Source organism: Streptomyces sp. NPDC093094 (assembly GCF_044754345.1).
Taxonomy (GTDB): domain Bacteria; phylum Actinomycetota; class Actinomycetes; order Streptomycetales; family Streptomycetaceae; genus Streptomyces.
In genome coordinates, this window is sequence record NZ_JBIVOX010000007.1 from 394298 (window position 1) to 411690 (window position 17393).

Annotated in this window: 16 protein-coding genes; 4 read left to right on the top strand and 12 right to left on the bottom strand. The window is 72.2% G+C overall.

Going from position 1 to position 17393, the window contains the following annotated elements; translation table 11 throughout:
- Positions 1-5: 5 nt before the first annotated feature.
- The 6 genes from ACIQGV_RS17875 to ACIQGV_RS17900 are packed head-to-tail and all read right to left on the bottom strand — an operon-like array spanning position 6 to position 4945.
- A complete protein-coding gene (locus ACIQGV_RS17875) occupies positions 6-1343 on the bottom strand; it encodes a CpaF family protein (RefSeq protein WP_402495725.1) in 1338 nt (445 codons plus the stop codon).
- Positions 1340-1720, bottom strand: a complete 381-nt coding sequence (locus ACIQGV_RS17880; protein ID WP_402495727.1) for a TadE/TadG family type IV pilus assembly protein — start codon at positions 1718-1720, stop codon at positions 1340-1342. Before ACIQGV_RS17880 ends, ACIQGV_RS17875 begins: the two co-directional genes overlap by 4 nt.
- 1 nt (position 1721) lies before the next feature.
- Positions 1722-2102: a pilus assembly protein gene (locus ACIQGV_RS17885; RefSeq protein ID WP_402495730.1), complete on the bottom strand. Its 381-nt coding sequence runs from the start codon at positions 2100-2102 to the stop codon at positions 1722-1724.
- Entirely contained in the window at positions 2099-3334 is a 1236-nt protein-coding gene (locus ACIQGV_RS17890) for a CpaE family protein (protein ID WP_402495731.1), read from the bottom strand. Before ACIQGV_RS17890 ends, ACIQGV_RS17885 begins: the two co-directional genes overlap by 4 nt.
- A gap of 10 nt (positions 3335-3344) precedes the next feature.
- Positions 3345-4052, bottom strand: a complete 708-nt coding sequence (gene cpaB / locus ACIQGV_RS17895; protein ID WP_402495734.1) for a Flp pilus assembly protein CpaB — start codon at positions 4050-4052, stop codon at positions 3345-3347.
- Positions 4053-4102: 50 nt separating this feature from the next.
- Complete coding sequence (locus ACIQGV_RS17900) at positions 4103-4945, bottom strand: hypothetical protein (RefSeq protein WP_402495736.1); 843 nt, start codon at positions 4943-4945, stop codon at positions 4103-4105.
- A 320-nt stretch (positions 4946-5265) separates the two neighbouring features.
- On the opposite strand from ACIQGV_RS17900, the gene ACIQGV_RS17905 reads away from it, so the two are divergent.
- The gene (locus ACIQGV_RS17905) at positions 5266-6978 is read left to right on the top strand and encodes a chitinase (RefSeq protein ID WP_402495738.1); all 1713 of its coding nucleotides are present in this window, start codon (positions 5266-5268) and stop codon (positions 6976-6978) included.
- Positions 6979-7148: 170 nt separating this feature from the next.
- On the opposite strand, the gene ACIQGV_RS17910 is transcribed toward ACIQGV_RS17905, so the two are convergent.
- On the bottom strand, positions 7149-8471 hold the full coding sequence (locus ACIQGV_RS17910; RefSeq protein ID WP_402495740.1) for an Nramp family divalent metal transporter: 1323 nt from the start codon (positions 8469-8471) through the stop codon (positions 7149-7151).
- A gap of 285 nt (positions 8472-8756) precedes the next feature.
- On the opposite strand from ACIQGV_RS17910, the gene ACIQGV_RS17915 reads away from it, so the two are divergent.
- Entirely contained in the window at positions 8757-10106 is a 1350-nt protein-coding gene (locus ACIQGV_RS17915; RefSeq protein ID WP_402495742.1) for a M14 family metallopeptidase, read from the top strand.
- Positions 10107-10127: 21 nt separating this feature from the next.
- On the opposite strand, the gene ACIQGV_RS17920 is transcribed toward ACIQGV_RS17915, so the two are convergent.
- The 4 genes from ACIQGV_RS17920 to ACIQGV_RS17935 form a co-directional block, all read right to left on the bottom strand.
- Entirely contained in the window at positions 10128-10730 is a 603-nt protein-coding gene (locus ACIQGV_RS17920) for a hypothetical protein (protein ID WP_402495744.1), read from the bottom strand.
- Between the two features lie 136 nt (positions 10731-10866).
- Positions 10867-11277 (bottom strand): RidA family protein, encoded by a 411-nt coding sequence (locus ACIQGV_RS17925; protein WP_402495745.1) that lies wholly within the window; start codon positions 11275-11277, stop codon positions 10867-10869.
- The gene (locus ACIQGV_RS17930) at positions 11274-12035 is read right to left on the bottom strand and encodes an IclR family transcriptional regulator (RefSeq protein ID WP_402495747.1); all 762 of its coding nucleotides are present in this window, start codon (positions 12033-12035) and stop codon (positions 11274-11276) included. Before ACIQGV_RS17930 ends, ACIQGV_RS17925 begins: the two co-directional genes overlap by 4 nt.
- The gene (locus ACIQGV_RS17935) at positions 12032-13207 is read right to left on the bottom strand and encodes a sugar kinase (RefSeq protein WP_402495750.1); all 1176 of its coding nucleotides are present in this window, start codon (positions 13205-13207) and stop codon (positions 12032-12034) included. Before ACIQGV_RS17935 ends, ACIQGV_RS17930 begins: the two co-directional genes overlap by 4 nt.
- Before the next feature lie 138 nt (positions 13208-13345).
- On the opposite strand from ACIQGV_RS17935, the gene ACIQGV_RS17940 reads away from it, so the two are divergent.
- Both ACIQGV_RS17940 and ACIQGV_RS17945 read left to right on the top strand, forming a co-directional pair.
- On the top strand, positions 13346-14611 hold the full coding sequence (locus ACIQGV_RS17940; protein WP_402495752.1) for an amino acid deaminase: 1266 nt from the start codon (positions 13346-13348) through the stop codon (positions 14609-14611).
- A 10-nt stretch (positions 14612-14621) separates the two neighbouring features.
- Positions 14622-16232, top strand: a complete 1611-nt coding sequence (locus ACIQGV_RS17945) for an amidohydrolase family protein (RefSeq protein WP_402495754.1) — start codon at positions 14622-14624, stop codon at positions 16230-16232.
- A 232-nt stretch (positions 16233-16464) separates the two neighbouring features.
- Here ACIQGV_RS17945 and ACIQGV_RS17950 read toward each other — a convergent pair whose 3' ends face one another.
- Positions 16465-17310 (bottom strand): serine protease, encoded by an 846-nt coding sequence (locus tag ACIQGV_RS17950; protein ID WP_402495756.1) that lies wholly within the window; start codon positions 17308-17310, stop codon positions 16465-16467.
- Positions 17311-17393 lie beyond the last annotated feature (83 nt).

Genomic DNA, 17393 nt, shown 5'->3' on the forward strand with positions numbered 1-17393 from the left:
CGGTCCTACCTGGCTTCTCGGGTGGCGAGCTGGTCCGCGTGCCGGGCCACGCCGTACGCCTGGGGGACGGGCTGGCCCGCCATGTAGAGGCGGTCGGCGGTGCGGCGCGGGAGCGGGAAGCAGCGGAAGGCGCCGTGGACACGGCCGTCCGGGGTCATGGGCTGTGCGTCGAAGCGGGCGACGGTGGCCAGGCGGTACGGCTCTCCGCCGTGGCTGTCGAGGACCGCGATCTCGGTGATGCGGCGGGCGCCGTCGGCGAACCGGGTGAGCTGGACGAGGACGTCGACGGCGCTGTTGATCTGGTCGTGCAGGGCGACGAAGGGGATCTCCACGTCCGACATGGAGGCGAGGGTCTGCAGACGGGTGAGGGCATCCTCGGCGCTGTTGGCGTGCACGGTGGCCAGGGAGCCGTCGTGGCCGGTGGACATCGCCTGGAGCATGTCGAGGGACTCGCCGCCGCGGACCTCGCCGACGACGATACGGTCGGGCCGCATGCGCAGGGAGTTGCGCACCAGGTCGCGGATGGTGACGTGGCCGTTGCCCTCGACGTTGGGCGGGCGGGACTCCAGGCGGATGACGTGGGCCTGCTGGAGCTGGAGCTCGGCGGAGTCCTCGATGGTGATGATGCGTTCGCCGTCGGGGATGAGGCCGGACAGGGCGTTGAGCATGGTGGTCTTGCCGGTGCCGGTGGCGCCCGAGACGATGATGTTGAACTTGGCCTGCACCAGGCCCGCGAGCAGGAACAGCATGTGCTCGTCGAGCGAGCCGAAGCCGATCAGTTCCTGGAGGGTGAAGGAGCGCGGGAAGCGGCGGATGGTGAGGATCGGGCCGGTCAGGGACAGCGGCGGGATGATGACGTTGACGCGCTCCCCGGAGGGCAGCCGGGCGTCGACCATGGGGTTGGACTCGTCCACGCGCCGGTTGACGGTGGACACGATCCGCTCGATGGTCTGCATCAGCTGGTCGTGGGAGGCGAACCGCAGGGGCAGCTGCTCCACGCGGCCGCCGCGTTCGACGAAGACCGCGTCGGGGCCGTTGACCATGATCTCGGTGATCGAGGCGTCCTCCAGGAGCGGCTCCAGGATGCCGAGGCCGAGCGCCTCGTCGACGACGCGGCGGATCAGCTGGGAGCGCTCGACGGTGGACAGCACCGGGCCCTCGCGGCTGATGATGTGCCCGAGGACCCGCTCCAGGCGCGCCCGGCGCTCCGCGGCGGCGAGGGAGCCCATCTCGGCGAGGTCGATCTCCTCCAGCAGCTTGGCCCGGTAGGAGGCGACCAGATGGCCGTCCTCGCCCCGGCCGGCGTGCTCCTCGGGGGAGTTGATGCGTGCCCTGAGGCTCATGGCTGGCCGGACTCCTCGTCGGTGTGGTCGAGCGGCATGGTGGCGGACTTGGTGGCCTCGCCGAAGTCCCAGCCGAAGTCGGGAATGTCGACGACGGCGGTGACCGTCACCTCGTCGTCGCCGTGGGCAGCGGTGCAGGCGACCGACAGCCAGTCGCTGACCGCCTGCGCGCAGCCTTCCTGCGCGCTCTGCCCGAGCGAGGCACTGCGTGCCCCCGCCCTCGCCGCCGTCCCCGCCTGCTGTCCGGCGTAGGCGATGAGGCCGACCTGGACGCCGGCGAGCGCGACGAGGATCAGGATGGGGACGAAGCCGAGGTATTCGAGGGCGACCTGGCCTCGGTCGCGGGCGCGGGCGCGGGTCATGGTGTCGTACGGCATCTCAGTCCGTCTCCTCCTCGACCGCGCCCGCGTGGCCCGTCACCTCGAAGGGGAAGGCGACCGAGCCCGGGAAGAGCACCGGCACCTCCAGCCTGACCTCGGCGGTGACGTAGCCGGTGCCTCCGCAGGTGATCTCGCCGCTCCAGGCGTCGGGCAGCTTCTCCAGCCCCGCGGCCTGACACGCCCCCTGCCGTTCTCCCCGAGAGGCCGCGGTCCCCGCCCGCACCGCCTCGTCCGCCGCGTCGGCCGCGAGCGTGAAGGTGTACCCCGTCAGCACGAACTGCCACATCAGGACCAGTGTGATCAGGATCGTCGGCGTCATCCCGAGGAACTCGATCGTGACCTGCCCCGAGTCCCGCTCCGAAGGGCCGGGCCGCCTCATCCCGCACCGTCCTTGCGCCGCCGGTCCCCTCGCAGCCGGCCGTGCTTCTGTGTTCCGGCCTGGGCCTTGACCAGGCCGAGTTCGCCGGCGAGGGCCCACAGGGCCTGGCGGACCTGGCTCTTGGCGTCGAGTTCGTGGACGCGGCCGGCGTCGACGGCGGACTGGAGCTCCTTGAAGTTGGCGGGGACGGAGGTGCCGGCGAGGGCGGTGCCGGTGATCTTCCGGATGAGGGACGGCTGGATCTCCGTGCTGCGGCTGTGGCGGTTGACGACCACGGTGGTCTCCTCCGCCTTGCGGATCTGGAGCCGGTCCCACATGCGCACGACCCGTTTCGCGCCGCGTACGGCGATGACGTCGGGGGTGGTGACGAGCAGGGCGGTGTCGGCCATCTCGACGGCTGCGGCCGAGGCGCCGGTGGTCTGGGCGCCGCAGTCGATGACGACGGTCTCGTAGCGGGAGCGCAGGGCGCTGACGATCTGGCGGGCGGCGCGGTCGGTGACCTCCTCGCCGCGTTCGCCCTCGGCGGGGGCGAGGAGCAGGGCGAGGCCGGTGTCGTGGCGGAAGACGGCGTCGGCGAGGACGCGCGGGGATATGTCGGTGATGCCGGCGAGGTCGGCGACGGAGCGGCGGAACTGGACGTCGACGTAGGCGGCGATGTCGCCGCTCTGGAGGTCCATGTCGACCAGGGCGGTGCCACGGCCGGACGCCTGGGAGGCGAGGGCGATCTGGACGGCGGTGAGGGTGGTGCCGACACCGCCCTTGGCGCCGCTGACGGTGACGACGGTGCCGCCGACGCCGGAGAACACGTCGGCGCCGTGGCCGAGGTGGCGGCGTACGCCGACGGACCAGGCGGCGACGGCCTGGACGCGGCCGGCGAGCTCCTCGTACGACAGCGGGAGGGCGACCAGGCCGCGGGCGCCGGAGTCCATGGCGGCGGCGAACAGGCCGGGTCCGGCGTCGGTGGTGACGAGGATGACGCCGACGGCGGGGAAGCGCAGGGCGACCTCGCGGATCAGCTCCAGTGCCGGTACGGGTCCGATGCGTTCGTGGACGACGACGACCTCGGGCAGTTCGTCGACGGACTCGGCCGCGAGGCGGGCGAGGGTGTCGACGAGCTGGGTGGAGTCGACGACGGGGACCAGGGGTTCGGCGTCGGGAAGCTGGCTGAGGAGTGTCGTGACGGACCGGACCGCGTCCGCGTCGCCGACGGCCGGGAGGATCCTCGTGGGCATGCCGGGCCTCTCACTTGTCCTGGGCGAGTTCGTAGGTGCGGTCCTTGTCGGGGACGGCGGTGCCGGTGCCGGGCGCGACCAGGGCGAGGCGGACCCGCTGGGCGAAGGACTCGGCGTAGGTGAGACGCTGGGCGTCGAGGGTGGACAGCGCGAACGTGATGGGGACGGCCTCGGTGGTGCGGCGGGAGCGGTCGCCGGCACCGGGTTCCAGGGCGGTGAGCTCTCCGACGTCGAGGACGCGGGCGTTGGTGACGACGATCCGGGACTGGTCGGGGGCGCCCTCGCGCTCGCCCTCGAAGGTGGCGTACACGTTGACGGCGGAGCCGGGTGTGATCTTGCCGGCCACCCCGGTCGCGGCGTCGATCATGATGGCGACCTCCTGCTCGCCGGGCTTCAGCTCGGGCTGGTCGGCGACCATGTCGCTCTGGAGCAGGGAGCCCTTCTTGAGGGTGGTGACCGCGATCTTGCCCCGGATGTCGTCGAGGTCGGTGACCGCGTTGGCCGAGAGCCAGCGTTCGGGCATGCTGATCCGCCTGAACTGGGCCGGGTTCAGGGCCGTGTAGGGTTCCACGTCGCTCTTGAGCTCGTACGCGGCGACCTCGGGGCCGACCTTGGACTTCACGTCGTCGACGACGGAGAGCACGCCGGCGAAGGCGGCCAGGGCGCCCAGGACCGACAGGAGCAGGAGTATCACGCCGCGGCGCTGACGGGAGTTCATGAACCGAGCAACCTCTATGGGGGTGGGTTGGTGGGCAAGGTGGCGAGGGGTCAGCCGGTGAGCATGCGGCTCTCCGAGGCGGGCGGGACGGCGGAACAGAACACACAGCGGTCGCCGATGACGTCGAGGCCGCACCAGTGGCACACGCTCTGCCGCACCGAGGCGACCAGCTGGTAGAGGACGGACAGGTCGGGCAGAAAGCTGCAGAACTCGGTCAGCCGGGCGGTGCCCCACCAGCGGGGGGACTCGGCGGGCAGCCCGGTCTCGCGCAGGCCCTGGGCGTTCCAGGCGGGGGCGAGGGTGCCGGTGACCCAGTCGGACGGGAGCTGGCCCCGGGCGACCAGCATCGAGGTCGCGAACTCCGGTCCGGCGAGGGACGCCTCGGGGCCGATCCGCACGAGCTGCGGTTCGGGGTGGGCGACGACGGCGAACTGGCTCCCGGGCATCCAGGACTTGGCGTGGGCCTTGAGCGTGACGGGGACCCGGTCGAGCCTGGCGACGGAGCCGAGGACCGCGCCGGCGTGGAGATAGTGGGTGAGCAGCCGCCCGGCGGAGGCGAGGACGCCGGGGCCGAGGTCGCAGGAGGCGAGCTGGCGCAGCTGGCGGGCGAGGACGGCGACGGCCAGGGGCGGCAGCTCGGGCCGGAACAGGGCGATGCGGTCGCTCTCCAGCAGGGAGCGGACGGTGCGCAGGCGCCGTTCGACGGCCGGATCGGCGCCCGGCGAGTGGACGACGATCACATGGCCGTGCTGCTCGACCAGGACGGACAGGCGGGTCACGGCCTGTTCGAGCGGTTCGCGGTCGATGCCGTCGAGGACGGCCGCGGGCACGGTGCGTTCGTCCAGCGGCGGCAGTGCCAGGTCGGCACTGGTCACGGCAACGGCAGTTGGCACGCGCAGCTCCCCGATTCCCCGCCGGCCGGCCTTCCGGAGTGTCACTCCGGTGAGCCGGGACGACTTCAGTGCGTGACTACGTCGGCACTTTACCCACGGGTCTGTGACCGGAGAACAGCGTTTGGTGAGCTCCGGTGGAACTGCTGACGCGCAAGTCACGTCAAAACGGGTCAGGTTGCGCGCAGTCGCCAACAACTTGCACTCCTGCGGGCGAGTTGGTCTGGACCTCTTGACAACTCCGATTGGTCTGGACCAACTTGGACGTCCAACGGTGGCCACCGTCTCTCTTCCCCACCCCACTTCCCCCACCGGAGGCCCCAGTGGACCGCGCACAGCCCGCTCCGCCCGGCCGGAGACGACGGACCCGCCTCTTCGCCGGCGCCGTCACCGCAGCCCTCGCCCTGTCCCTCACCGCGGCCGTCGACGCGTCCGCGGCCGACGTCAACAACGCGCGGAACGCCGGCTTCGAGTCGGGCCTCGCCAACTGGACGTGCAGCGCGTCCAGCGGCACGACCGTCTCCTCCCCGGTGCACGGGGGCTCGGCCGCGCTGCGGGCCGCCCCGGCCGGGCAGGACAACGCCCGGTGCAGCCAGAGCGTCGCGGTGAAGCCGAACTCGACGTACACACTGAGCGCCTGGGTGCAGGGCGGCTACACCTATCTGGGTGCGACCGGCACCGGCACGACCGACGTGTCGACGTGGACGCCCGACGCGCCCTCCTGGAAGCAGCTGTCGACGACCTTCACCACCGGCGCCTCCACCACCTCCGTCACCGTCTATCTGCACGGCTGGTACGGCCAGGCCGCCTATCTCGCCGACGACGTCTCGGTGCTCGGCCCCGACGGCGGCGGGGGCACCGACCCCGGCCCGACGGTCCCGGGCGCCCCGGGCGGCCTGGGCGTGTCCGGTACGACGTCCACGTCGGTGTCCCTCGCCTGGAACACCGTCTCCGGCGCGACCGGCTACAACGTCTACCGCGACGGCAACAAGATCACCGCGGTCACCGGCACCTCCGCGACCGTGACCGGGCTCGCCGCCTCCACCAGCTACTCCTTCCAGGTCACCGCGACCAACTCGGCCGGCGAGTCGCCGAAGTCGGCGGCCGTGACCGCCGTGACCGGGCCCACGGACCCGGGCGGCGGCGGCAACCTCCCCAAGCACGCGGTGACCGGCTACTGGCAGAACTTCAACAACGGCGCGACCGTCCAGAAGATCTCCGACGTGCCGAACCAGTACGACATCATCGCCGTCGCCTTCGCCGACGCCACCAGCACACCGGGTGCCGTCACCTTCAACCTGGACTCGGCCGGGCTCGGCGGCTACACCGTCGACCAGTTCAAGGCCGACATCCGCGCCAAGAAGGCCGCGGGCAAGAAGGTGATCATCTCGGTCGGCGGCGAGAAGGGCACGGTCGGCGTCAACAGCGCCGCCTCGGCGACCGCCTTCGCCGACTCGGTCCACTCCCTGATGCAGACGTACGGCTTCGACGGCGTCGACATCGACCTGGAGAACGGCCTCAACGCCACCTACATGACCCAGGCGCTGCGCTCGCTGTCGGCGAAGGCGGGCCCGTCGCTGATCCTCACGATGGCCCCGCAGACCATCGACATGCAGTCCACGTCCAACGCGTACTTCCAGACGGCGCTGAACGTGAAGGACATCCTGACGGTCGTCAACATGCAGTACTACAACAGTGGTTCGATGCTGGGCTGTGACGGGAAGGTGTACTCACAGGGTTCGGTGGACTTCCTCACCGCCCTCGCCTGCATCCAGCTGGAGGGCGGTCTGGCGCCGTCCCAGGTGGGCCTCGGCCTGCCGGCTTCGACGCGGGGCGCGGGCAGCGGGTACGTCTCGCCGAGCGTGGTGAACAACGCGCTGGACTGTCTCGCCAAGGGAACCAACTGCGGCTCGTTCAAGCCGTCGCGGACCTACCCCGCTCTGCGGGGCGCGATGACCTGGTCGACCAACTGGGACGCCACGGCGGGCAACGCGTGGTCCAACGCGGTGGGGCCGCACGTCCACGCCCTGCCGTAGTACGGCACGGCCTGCCGTCCCTGCCCACCCCACCCGGGCAGGGGTGGCGGGCGAGGGCCGCCGCTCCCCTGACCGGGCGGCGGCCCTCGTCCGTGCGTGCGTGACGGCCGTCCGTGCGTGCGTGACGGCCGTGCGTGCGTGCGTGACGGCCGCCGGTGTGCGCGTGACGGTCAGAAGAAGTCCGACCAGGGCTGGTCCCGGATCTGCTGCACGCACAGCACCAGGAAGAGCAGCCCGGCGAGCGCGAGCATCGCGTTGCTGAGCGGCCCGTTGCGCCACTCGCGCGGCGTGCGGGCGGAGTTCAGGAGCCACAGGAGCGTGCCCGCCAGGAACGGCAGGAAGGCCGCGCCCAGCACGCCGTAGACGATGATCAGGCGGAACGGCTGGTTCTGGAAGAGCAGGACGACCGGCGGGAACGTCAGCCACAGCAGATAGGCCCGGAAGGGCCAGGAGCGCTCACGGGCACCGGAGGCCACCGCCTCGCCGCGGGCCTCGGTGCCGGGGCGCAGCCGGGCGACGAAGTCGGCGAACATCAGGCTCACGCCGTGCCAGACGCCGATCAGCGACGTGTACGAGGTGGCGAAGAAGCCGATCAGGAAGAACGTGGCGGTGGCGGAGCCGTACTCGGCCTCCAGGATGTCGCCGAGCTGGATCAGGCCCTTGTCGCCGCTCGCGATCGCCACGTTCGCGGAGTGCAGCAGCTCGGCGCCGACGAACAGCATGGCGATCACGAAGACGCCGGTGGTGGCGTAGGCGACGCGGTTGTCGAACCGCATGACCTTCATCCAGCCGGTGTCGGTCCAGCCCTTGGCGTTGACCCAGTAGCCGTACGCGGCGAGCGTGATGGTGCCGCCGACCCCGCCGATCAGGCCGAGGGTGTTGAGGACGGAGTCCTTCTCGTCGGGCAGCACGGGCAGCAGCCCGGCGAGAGCCTCCGGGAGGTGGGGGGTGACCCGGACCGCCAGGTAGACCGTCACCACGAACATGACGCCGACCAGGACGGTCATGACCTTCTCGAAGACGGCGTAGCGGTTGAACCAGACGAACACCAGGCCCGACAGACCGCAGGCGACCGCCCACCACTTCAGGTCCATCACGTCCGGGAACATCGCCTGGAGCGGCAGCGCGCTGGAGGACATCGCGGCCGCGCCGTAGACGAAGCCCCAGACGACGACGTAGACGGCGAAGAACCAGGTGGTCCACCGGCCCAGGCTCGACCAGCCGTCGAACAGGGTCCGGCCGGTGGACAGATGCCAGCGGCCTGCCGCCTCGGCCAGGGAGATCTTCACCAGACAGCCGACGACCGCGGCCCACAGAAGGGTGTAGCCGAAGCTGCTGCCGGCGATGAGTGTGGCGACGAGGTCGCCGGCGCCGACACCGGTGGCGGCGACGACGACGCCGGGGCCGATGTGACGCCAACTCGCTCGGCGAGGTGGGGGGTTGGTTGCGGGTGCGACGCCTGGTTCCGTGGGGTGTCCCGTGGTGTCCGCCATGGACGCCAAGAAAGCGCAGGTGTCCAGGCGGGGCAAGAGGGCCTGCCGGGATCTCCACGCGATGTGCCCGACCGGCGCAGGCGCGGCTTCCGGCCATCCGGCCTGGGCGGTATTGACCTGCCCATGCCACACCCTCACCATGAGCGCCACAACCCGCACCCGGACCCGCCGGCGGGACCCCACAGCCGCCCGGAGGGTCCGCGCACGTCGCACGGATGAACCACCCCACGCTCCACTCCCCCGTTCCGGAAGATCCCGGAACTCCCGGAGAAACAAGGAGATTTCATGCGACTTGGCATTCGCGGCCCGGGCGCCCGCGGCACCGGACGGACGGCCGCGCTGGCCGCCGTCCTCGCCCTCGCGCTCGCCGCCCCGCTCTCGGCGGACCTGACCTCCGCCAGCGCCGACAGCGCGAGCAGACCCGTCCCGGCCGCCGACGGCATCCGGCAGTACGAGGTGCACGTCCACAACAGCACCGCCGCCGAGCGCACGGCCGTCACCGCGGCCGGGGTGAGCGTGGACGCGGCCGACGAGGAGGGTCTGGTCGTCTCCGGCCGCGCGGACCAGATCCGCACCCTGCGGGCCAGGGGCTACCGGGTCACGGCGCTGCCCGACGCCTCCGCCCGGACCTCCCCGGACGAGGTCCGGCTGTACGACTTCCCCTCGGCGGACTCGCGGTACCACAACTACGCCGAGATGACGGCGGAGATCGACCAGCGGATCGCCGCCTACCCGGGCATCATGAGCAAGCGCGTCATCGGCAGGTCCTATCAGGGCCGCGACATCGTGGCCGTCAAGATCAGCGACAACGTCGCCGCCGACGAGTCCGAGCCGGAGGTGCTGTTCACTCACCACCAGCACGCCCGTGAGCATCTGACGGTGGAGATGGCGCTGTACCTGCTGCGCGAGCTCGGCGCGGGCTACGGCAGCGACTCACGCGTCACCGGCCTGGTGAACAGCCGTGAGATCTGGATCGTGCCCGACCTCAACCCCGACGGCGGCGAGTACGACATCGCCAGCGGCTCCTACCGTTCCTGGCGCAAGAACCGTCAGCCCAACTCCGGTTCCTCGTACGTCGGTACGGACCTCAACCGCAACTGGAACTTCCGCTGGGGCTGCTGCGGCGGCTCCTCCGGCTCCACCTCCTCGGAGACCTACCGGGGTCCGGCGGCCGAGTCGGCGCCCGAGGTGAAGGTCGTCTCCGACTTCGTGCGCAGCCGGGTCGTCGGGGGCGTGCAGCAGATCAAGGCGGGCATCGACTTCCACACGTACAGCGAGCTGGTGCTGTGGCCGTTCGGCTACACCTACTCCGACACCACGACCGGGATGACCGCCGACGACCGCAACGCCTTCGCCGCGGTCGGGCAGAAGATGGCGGCCAGCAACGGGTACACGCCCGAGCAGTCGAGCGACCTGTACATCACGGACGGGTCGATCGACGACTACCTGTGGGGCACGCACAAGATCTTCGGGTACACCTTCGAGATGTACCCGCGGTCCGGCGGCGGCGGGTTCTACCCGCCCGACGAGGTCATCGAGCGGGAGACCTCCCGCAACCGGGACGCGGTCCTGCAGCTCCTGGAGAACGCGGACTGCATGTACCGGTCGATCGGCAAGCAGGCCCAGTACTGCTAGGACCTGCCGCTCCCGCGGCGCCTACTCCTCGAAGTAGGCGTCCAGGGCCGCGTCCAGCAGGGTGTCCCATTCCTTGTGCTGGGCGCGGGACCTGGCCTCGATCTCGATCGGGTACCAGCGGCGGTCGGGGGTGTGGACGGTGACCGTGTACCGCTTGCCGAAGCGGCCGGTCTCCGTCTCCACCGCGCCGATCTCGTCCCAGCGGAACTCGCACTCCTGGTCGTCCAGGGTGAGCCGGACCCCCCGGGCGTCCGCGACGATCCGCGCCCGCCGGTCGGCGGCCTCGAAGACGGGGCCGTCGCCGGGCGTCTCCCCGGAGGCGGGTTCCTCCGCCTCCTCGGATCCGGCCCCGGAGTCCTTCTCGGATCCGGCCCCGGACGCCTTCTCGGGCTCCTCGGAGTCCTTCTCGGGCTCCGCGGGCTCCGCCTCGGACGCCTTCGGGGAGGTCTCGCCGCCGGTGTCCTCGGCGACCGGGGTGCCGGTCTCCTCGGTGCCGGGCGTGTCCTCCGCCTCGGGTCCGGCGTCCTCCGGCTTCTTGGCCACGGGGGCCGTGAGCCCGGGGATGTGCGCCGGGTTCACTCCGGCGTCCAGGGGCTGACTGCTCGAACCAATGCGCTGCTCCACAGCGCAGCAGTATGGTCGACGAACCTGTGTCGTACACAGCCGACCCCGGCTTTCGTTATACGAAGATGCCCGACCCGGCCGCCGTCGTGCACCCCGCGCCGCGCACGGCACGGGGTGCACGGGGGACGGGCGGCCGTCAGCCGAGGACGGCGAGCGCGTCGATCTCGATGAGCAGTCCGGCGGGAAGGCCGACGTAGACCGTCGTGCGCGCGGCGGGCGGGGCCGTGAGCTCCCGGGCCTCGAAGTAGGCGTTGTAGATCTCGTTCATCTCCGCGAAGTGGTCCACGTCCGTCAGATAGACGCGGATCATCATCGCGTCGTCCCAGGAGGCGCCGCCCTCCTCCAGGATCGCCTCGACGTTGGCGAGGGTCTGGAGGGTCTGCTCGCGCAGGGTGGGGCCCGCGGGGGTGGGCGGCCTGCCCTCCTCGGCGGGCAGGAAGCCGACCTGACCGGCGACCTGGAGGATGTTGCCCTTCTTCACACCGTGCGAGAACTTCGCGGGCGGGGTGGTGTGGGTCCTGGGGGTGAGGGCGGTCTTTTCCGTCATGCGGGGTCCCTTACTGGTGTTCTTCCGGAGTACTCGCCGCTGACGGCGTCTGCGGTGCGGCGCACCAGCGGGAGCAGGGCGAGGAGTTCGTCGGCGGTGACGACGACGTTGGGCGCGGACACCGACAGCGCCGCGACGACCCGGCCGTCGGCGCCGCGGACCGGTGCGGCGACACAGTTGATGGACTCCTCGTGGCCGCCGAGGTCGGTGGCCCAGCCCTGTTCACGCGCACGCTCCAGCTCCTTGAGGAAGGCGGGGGCGTTCGGTGTCGAACGGGCCGTGTACAGGGGATAGTCGAGCTTCTCCGCGACCGCACGGCGCTCGGCCTCGGGCAGATCGGCGAGCAGCAGCTTCGCCACCGCCGCGACCGTGATGGCGACGGGCCTGCCGATCCGCGAGTACATGCGCACCGGGTAGCGGCTCTCGACCTTGTCGATGTAGAGCACCTCGTTCTCCTCGTACACGGCGAGGTGGACGGTGTGCCCGCACTCCTCGTTGAGGCGGACGAGGTGGGGGTGGGCGATCTCGCGGATGTCGAGGTTCTCCATCGCCTCCTGGGCGAGGGCGAAGAGCCGGGCTCCGAGCCGGTAGCGCTGGTCGGACTGGCGGTAGACCAGACCGTGCTCGTGCAGGGTGCGCAGCAGGCGCAGCGCGGTGCTCTTGTGGACGCCCAGGCGGTCGGCGACCTGTCCCAGGTCGGCGGGGCCCTCCGCGAGCAGCGGCAGGATGCCGAGCGCCCGGTCGACGGTCTGGCTCATGGCGTGCGTACCTCCTCCAGGGCCTCTCCGGCTCGGGTCCAGCCGGGGCCGAGTCGCAGTCTCCCCCACGCGGCGTCGTCCAGGGCGGCCAGCCGGTCGGCGTGCCCTCGTGCGGGTGGCGCGGCGAGATCACCGGCCTCGGTGAGCACGGCGGCGGCCCAGAGGTGCCCGTGCCGGAGCCGGTCCCGCACGGGCAGCCCCCGCAGGGTGGCGGAGAGGAACCCGGCGGCGAAGGCGTCCCCGGCCCCGACGGCGGCGACGACGTCGACCTCGGGCGCGGACGCCCTCAGGGGCGCGGGGCCGTGCTCTCCGCCCGGCGTCCGCCGCGCGGGCGCGGCCGGCCCGCCGCGTCCGGCGGCCGGCGGACGGCCGCCGGCCTCCCGCCCGCAGACCGTGACCCCGCCGGCCTCCCGCCCGCAGACCGTGACCCCGCCGGCCTCCCGCCCGTAGGCCGTGGCCCCGTCGGCCCCCTGCTTGACGACGACCAGCGCGGGCCCCGTCAGAGCGGACAGCAGAGGCCCGGTGTCCGGCATGCCCCAGGCGTCCCGCGCCTCGTCGGCGCCCACGAACACGATGTCGGCGCCCCGGGCCAGCTCCAGCAGGACCCCCGTCCGCGCAGGGTCGGGCCACAGCCCGGGCCGGTAGTTGACGTCGAACGACACCAGAGGGCGGTCCGCGCGCGCAGCGGTCAGCTCGCGCAGCAGGGCGAGGCACTCCCCCGACAGCGCGGCGGTGATCCCCGACAGGTGCAGCACCCGCGCGGAACGCACCGCGTCCAGGTCGAGGTTCGCGACGGACATCGCGGACGCCGCCGACCCGGCCCGGTAGTACGCCACCTCGTGCGCCTCGGTGCCCCGCTCCCCCGCCGTGCGGAAGTACACCCCCGTCGGCCGGTCCGGATCCCTGCGCACGGCCGACACGTCGACCCCGTACGCCGCGACCGTCTCCACCAGATGGTCCCCGAACCCGTCCGCCCCGACCCGGCTGACCCACCTCGCCGTGTGCCCGGCGGCGGCCAGTGCGCAGGCCACGTTGGACTCGGCGCCGCCGATGCCCCGCAGGAACTCCGGGACGTCGGCGAGCCGTCCCACACGGGCGGGCAGGAACGTGACCATGGACTCGCCGAGCGCGACGACGTCGACGACGTCCGGGGTGGGTCCGGTGGCAGTCACGATGGCCGGATGCTCCTCGGGGCCGCGCGGGACGTTCCGTTGACCCCGCGTCGGCCGAGATGTTAGACAGCAGCAAGCGCTGTACGCAACGGTCATTGCAGATTATGCAACATGCCTGATCAGGGAGGATCCTTGAACATGGAGTCGCTCGACGGACTGGCCGCGGAACGCGTGGACCACCGCTTCAAGGGCCTCCCCCCGGACGCCGACGGCCTCACCGTCGGCGAGCTGGCGGACCAGCGCCGCAACCTCTTCACCGGCGGCTTCACCACGCCCGTGCTCGCGCTGTCCGCGGAGCGCCTGGAGCACAACCTGCGGCTCATGGAGACGTACGCCGCCCGCCACGGCCTCGCCTTCGCGCCGCACGGCAAGACCTCCATGGCGCCGCAGCTGTTCCGGCGGCAGATCGAGCACGGGGCATGGGGCATCACCCTCGCCGTGCCCCACCAGGTGCGCGTGGCCAGGGCGTTCGGGATCGAGCGGGTCTTCCTGGCCAACGAGCTGGTCGACCCCGCCGCGCTGAGGTGGGTCGCCGCGGAGCTGGCCGCCGACCCCGCGTTCCGCTTCGTCTGCTACGTCGACTCCGTGCGCGGCGTGGAGCTGATGGACGCCGCGCTGACGGAGGCGGGCGCACCACGCCCCCTGGACGTCGTCGTGGAGCTGGCGGCGGGCGAGGGCGCGCGCACCGGGGTGCGGACGGAGGCGGAGTGCGCGGCGGTCGCGGACGCGGTGGCGGCCACCCGGACCCTGCGGCTGACCGGCGTCGCCGGGTACGAGGGCGAGGTTCCGCAGGCCACTCCGGAGCGGGTGCGGGCGTGGCTGCGCCGGCTGGTGGCGCTGGCCGGGGAGTTCGACAGGGCGGGGCGCTTCGGCCGTACGGACGAGATCGTGGTCAGCGCGGGCGGCAGCGCCTGGTTCGACGCGGTGGCCGACGTGTTCGCGGGGATCCCCGCACTGTCGCTGCCGGTGCTGAAGCTGCTGCGCTCGGGCGCGTACGTCTCGCACGACGACGGGCACTACCGCAGGCTGACGCCGTTCAACCGGGTCCCCGGGGAGGGGGCGCTCGCACCGGCCTTCCGGCTGTGGACGCAGGTGGTCTCGCGCCCGGCCCGCGACCAGGCGTTCGTCAACGCGGGCAAGCGGGACGCGGCGTACGACCTGGACCTTCCGGTCGTCCAGGCGGTGCGCCGGGACGGGGCGGAGCACCCGGCGGACCAGCTGGAGGTCGTCGCCCTGTCCGACCAGCACGCCTGGCTGCGTCTGTCGTCCGCCGCGGACGTGGAGGTCGGGGACTGGGTCGCCCTGGGCCTGTCCCATCCGTGCACGGTGTTCGACAAGTGGCAGCTGATCCCGGTGGCCGAGGCGGACGGGACGGTCGTCGACTACATCCGTACGTTCTTCTGAGGAGGCCCCCGTGGAGGACCTGGTCATCCGTGACGCCGAGGTCGTCGACGGCTCCGGCGAGCCCTCCTGGCGGGCGGACGTCGTGATCGACGGCGGCCGGATCGTGTCCGTCGTCAAGGAGGCGGCGGCCGCGGGCTGCCAGCGGCCGTCGGCGATGCGGGAGCTGGACGCGGAGGGCCTCGTGCTGTCCCCCGGCTTCATCGACATGCACGCCCACAGCGATCTCGCCCTGCTGCGCGACCCCGACCACAGCGCCAAGGCCGCCCAGGGCGTGACGCTGGAGGTGATCGGCCAGGACGGGCTGTCCTACGCCCCGGTCGACGACCGCACGCTGGAGGAGGTGCGGCGGGCGATCACCGGCTGGAACGGGTACGGCGACGACCTCGACCTCGACTGGCGGTCGGTCGGCGAGTACCTGGACCGCCTCGACCGCGGCATCGCCGTCAACGCGGCCTATCTGGTCCCGCAGGGCACCGTGCGCGCGCTCGTCGTCGGCTGGGAGGACCGTCCGGCCACGCCCCGGGAGCTGGACCGGATGCGGCAGCTGGTCGCCGAGGGGCTCGAACAGGGCGCGGTGGGGCTGTCGTCCGGGCTGACGTACACGCCCGGCATGTACGCCGGGGAGGCCGAACTGACCGAGCTGTGCCGGGTGGTGGCCTCGTACGGCGGCTACTGGTGCCCGCACCACCGCTCCTACGGCGCGGGCGCGCTGGAGGCGTACGCGGAGATGGTGGACCTGTCCCGGCGGGCGGGCTGCGCGCTGCACCTGGCGCACGCCACGATGAACTTCGGTGTGAACCGGGGCCGGGCGCCGGAACTGCTCGCGCTGCTGGACGAGGCGCTGGACGCGGGTGCCGACATCAGCCTCGACACGTACCCCTACACGTCCGGCAGCACCACGCTGGCGGCGCTGCTGCCGGGCTGGGCGGGCGAGGGCGGGCCCGAGGCCGTGCTGCGGCGGCTCGCGGACGAGGGGACCGCCGAGCGGATCCGGCACGACCTGGAGGTCACCGGCTCGGACGGCTGTCACGGGGTGCCGGTGGAGTGGGGGACGGTCGAGATCTCCGGCGTCACCGATCCGGCGCTCGGCGCGTACGTCGGCCGTACGGTCCTGGAGTCGGCGCGGGAGCGCGGCGAGGCGCCCTGGGCCACGGCGCGGCGGCTGCTGCTGGAGGACCGGCTGGGCCCGGCGATCCTCCAGCACGTCGGCCACGAGGAGAACGTGCGCGCCGTCATGCGCCACCGGGTGCACACCGGCGGCTCCGACGGCATCCTGCGGGGCGCCAAGCCGCATCCGCGGGCGTACGGGACGTTCCCGCACTACCTCGGCCGGTACGTCCGTGAGCTGGGCGTGCTGTCGCTGGAGGAGTGCGTCGCGCATCTGACCTCGCGGCCCGCGGCCCGGCTGCGTCTGCCGGACCGCGGGCTGGTGCGCGAGGGGTACCGGGCCGATCTGGTGCTGTTCGACCCGGCGACCGTCGCGGCGGGCTCCGCCTACGGGCGTCCGCGGGCCCTGCCGACGGGCATTCCGTACGTCCTCGTCGACGGAAGGTTCGTCGTCGAGGACGGACGGCGCACGGACGTGCTGGCGGGGCGGGCGGTGCGCCGCACACCCGTGTGACCGGAACGCCGCCCTCTGTGCGGCCGGCACTCCGCACCCCGTGCGGCCGGCCGGAGTCCCGGCGCCGGGGCTCCGGCGCCGGGCTCCGGCACCGGGCCCGGAGGTCAGGGCCCGGAGGTCAGGGCCCGGAGGTCAGGGCCCGGAGGTCAGGGCCCGGAGGTCAGGGCCCGGAGGTCAGGGCTTGGGCAGGGCTTGGGCAGGGCTTGGGCAGGGCTTGGGCAGGGCCCGGAGGTCAGGGCTTGGGCAGGGCGCATCCGGCCGCGCCGAGGTCGAGCTTGTTGTCCAGGCCGAAGCAGGCGGCGAGGAGGTAGGTCTCCTGGGCGTAGTTGATGCCCTGGCGGACGGTGACCTTTCCGCTCTCGTCGATCTCGCAGGGGTTGTTGTCCGTGCAGCTCTGGCCGTCCTCGTTGCCGGTGTTGTTGACGGCGACGACCCGGCCGGTGGCGCGGTCGACCACGGGCGAGCCCGACGTGCCGCCGATGGTGTTGCAGGCGGAGGTGTAGCGGACGGAGTCCTTCCAGGTCCAGCCGCCCTCCCGCATGCGGTAGACGAACCCGTCGACGTTGCAGTTGTAGATCCGCTTCCAGTAGCCGGAGACGACGCTGATGGCGGTGCCGGCGACCGGGTGGGTGTCGTTCAGGGTGAGCGCCTCGATCCCGTAGGTGCTGCGGATCTGCGCGTAGGTGCGGGTGAGCTGGTAGACCGACACGTCGGTGTCGGTCATCGTCGAGTAGGCGATCTTGCTCGCGCGCAGGGTGCCGACCCGGGTCCCGGCGGAGTTCAGCAGGCCGAAGGAGCGGCTGGACGCCTGGTCCACGATCACCTCGCCGGGATCGGGGAACCCGGTCTCCAGACAGTGGCCGTTGCTGAGCACCAGGGCCGGGTCGTCGTCGGCCGAGTCGGGCATGCGGATCACCGAGCCGGAGCAGTTGCTCAGCGACACGGTGCCGGCGAAGTTCACGGCCCGGATCGCGGGCGCCGCGCTCCCGGTCTCCGACTCCGTGGCGGCGGCCGCGGGTGCCGCGCCCGCCCCGGTGATCACCAGGGCGGCGAGCGCGGCGAGGAGAGGCTTGTTCATGTGGGGTCCCCTCTACGGACGTGAGCGGCCGGAGATCTTCCGGCCGCCCCGTACTTGTCATGCGCATTGTTAGTGCAGGGGCA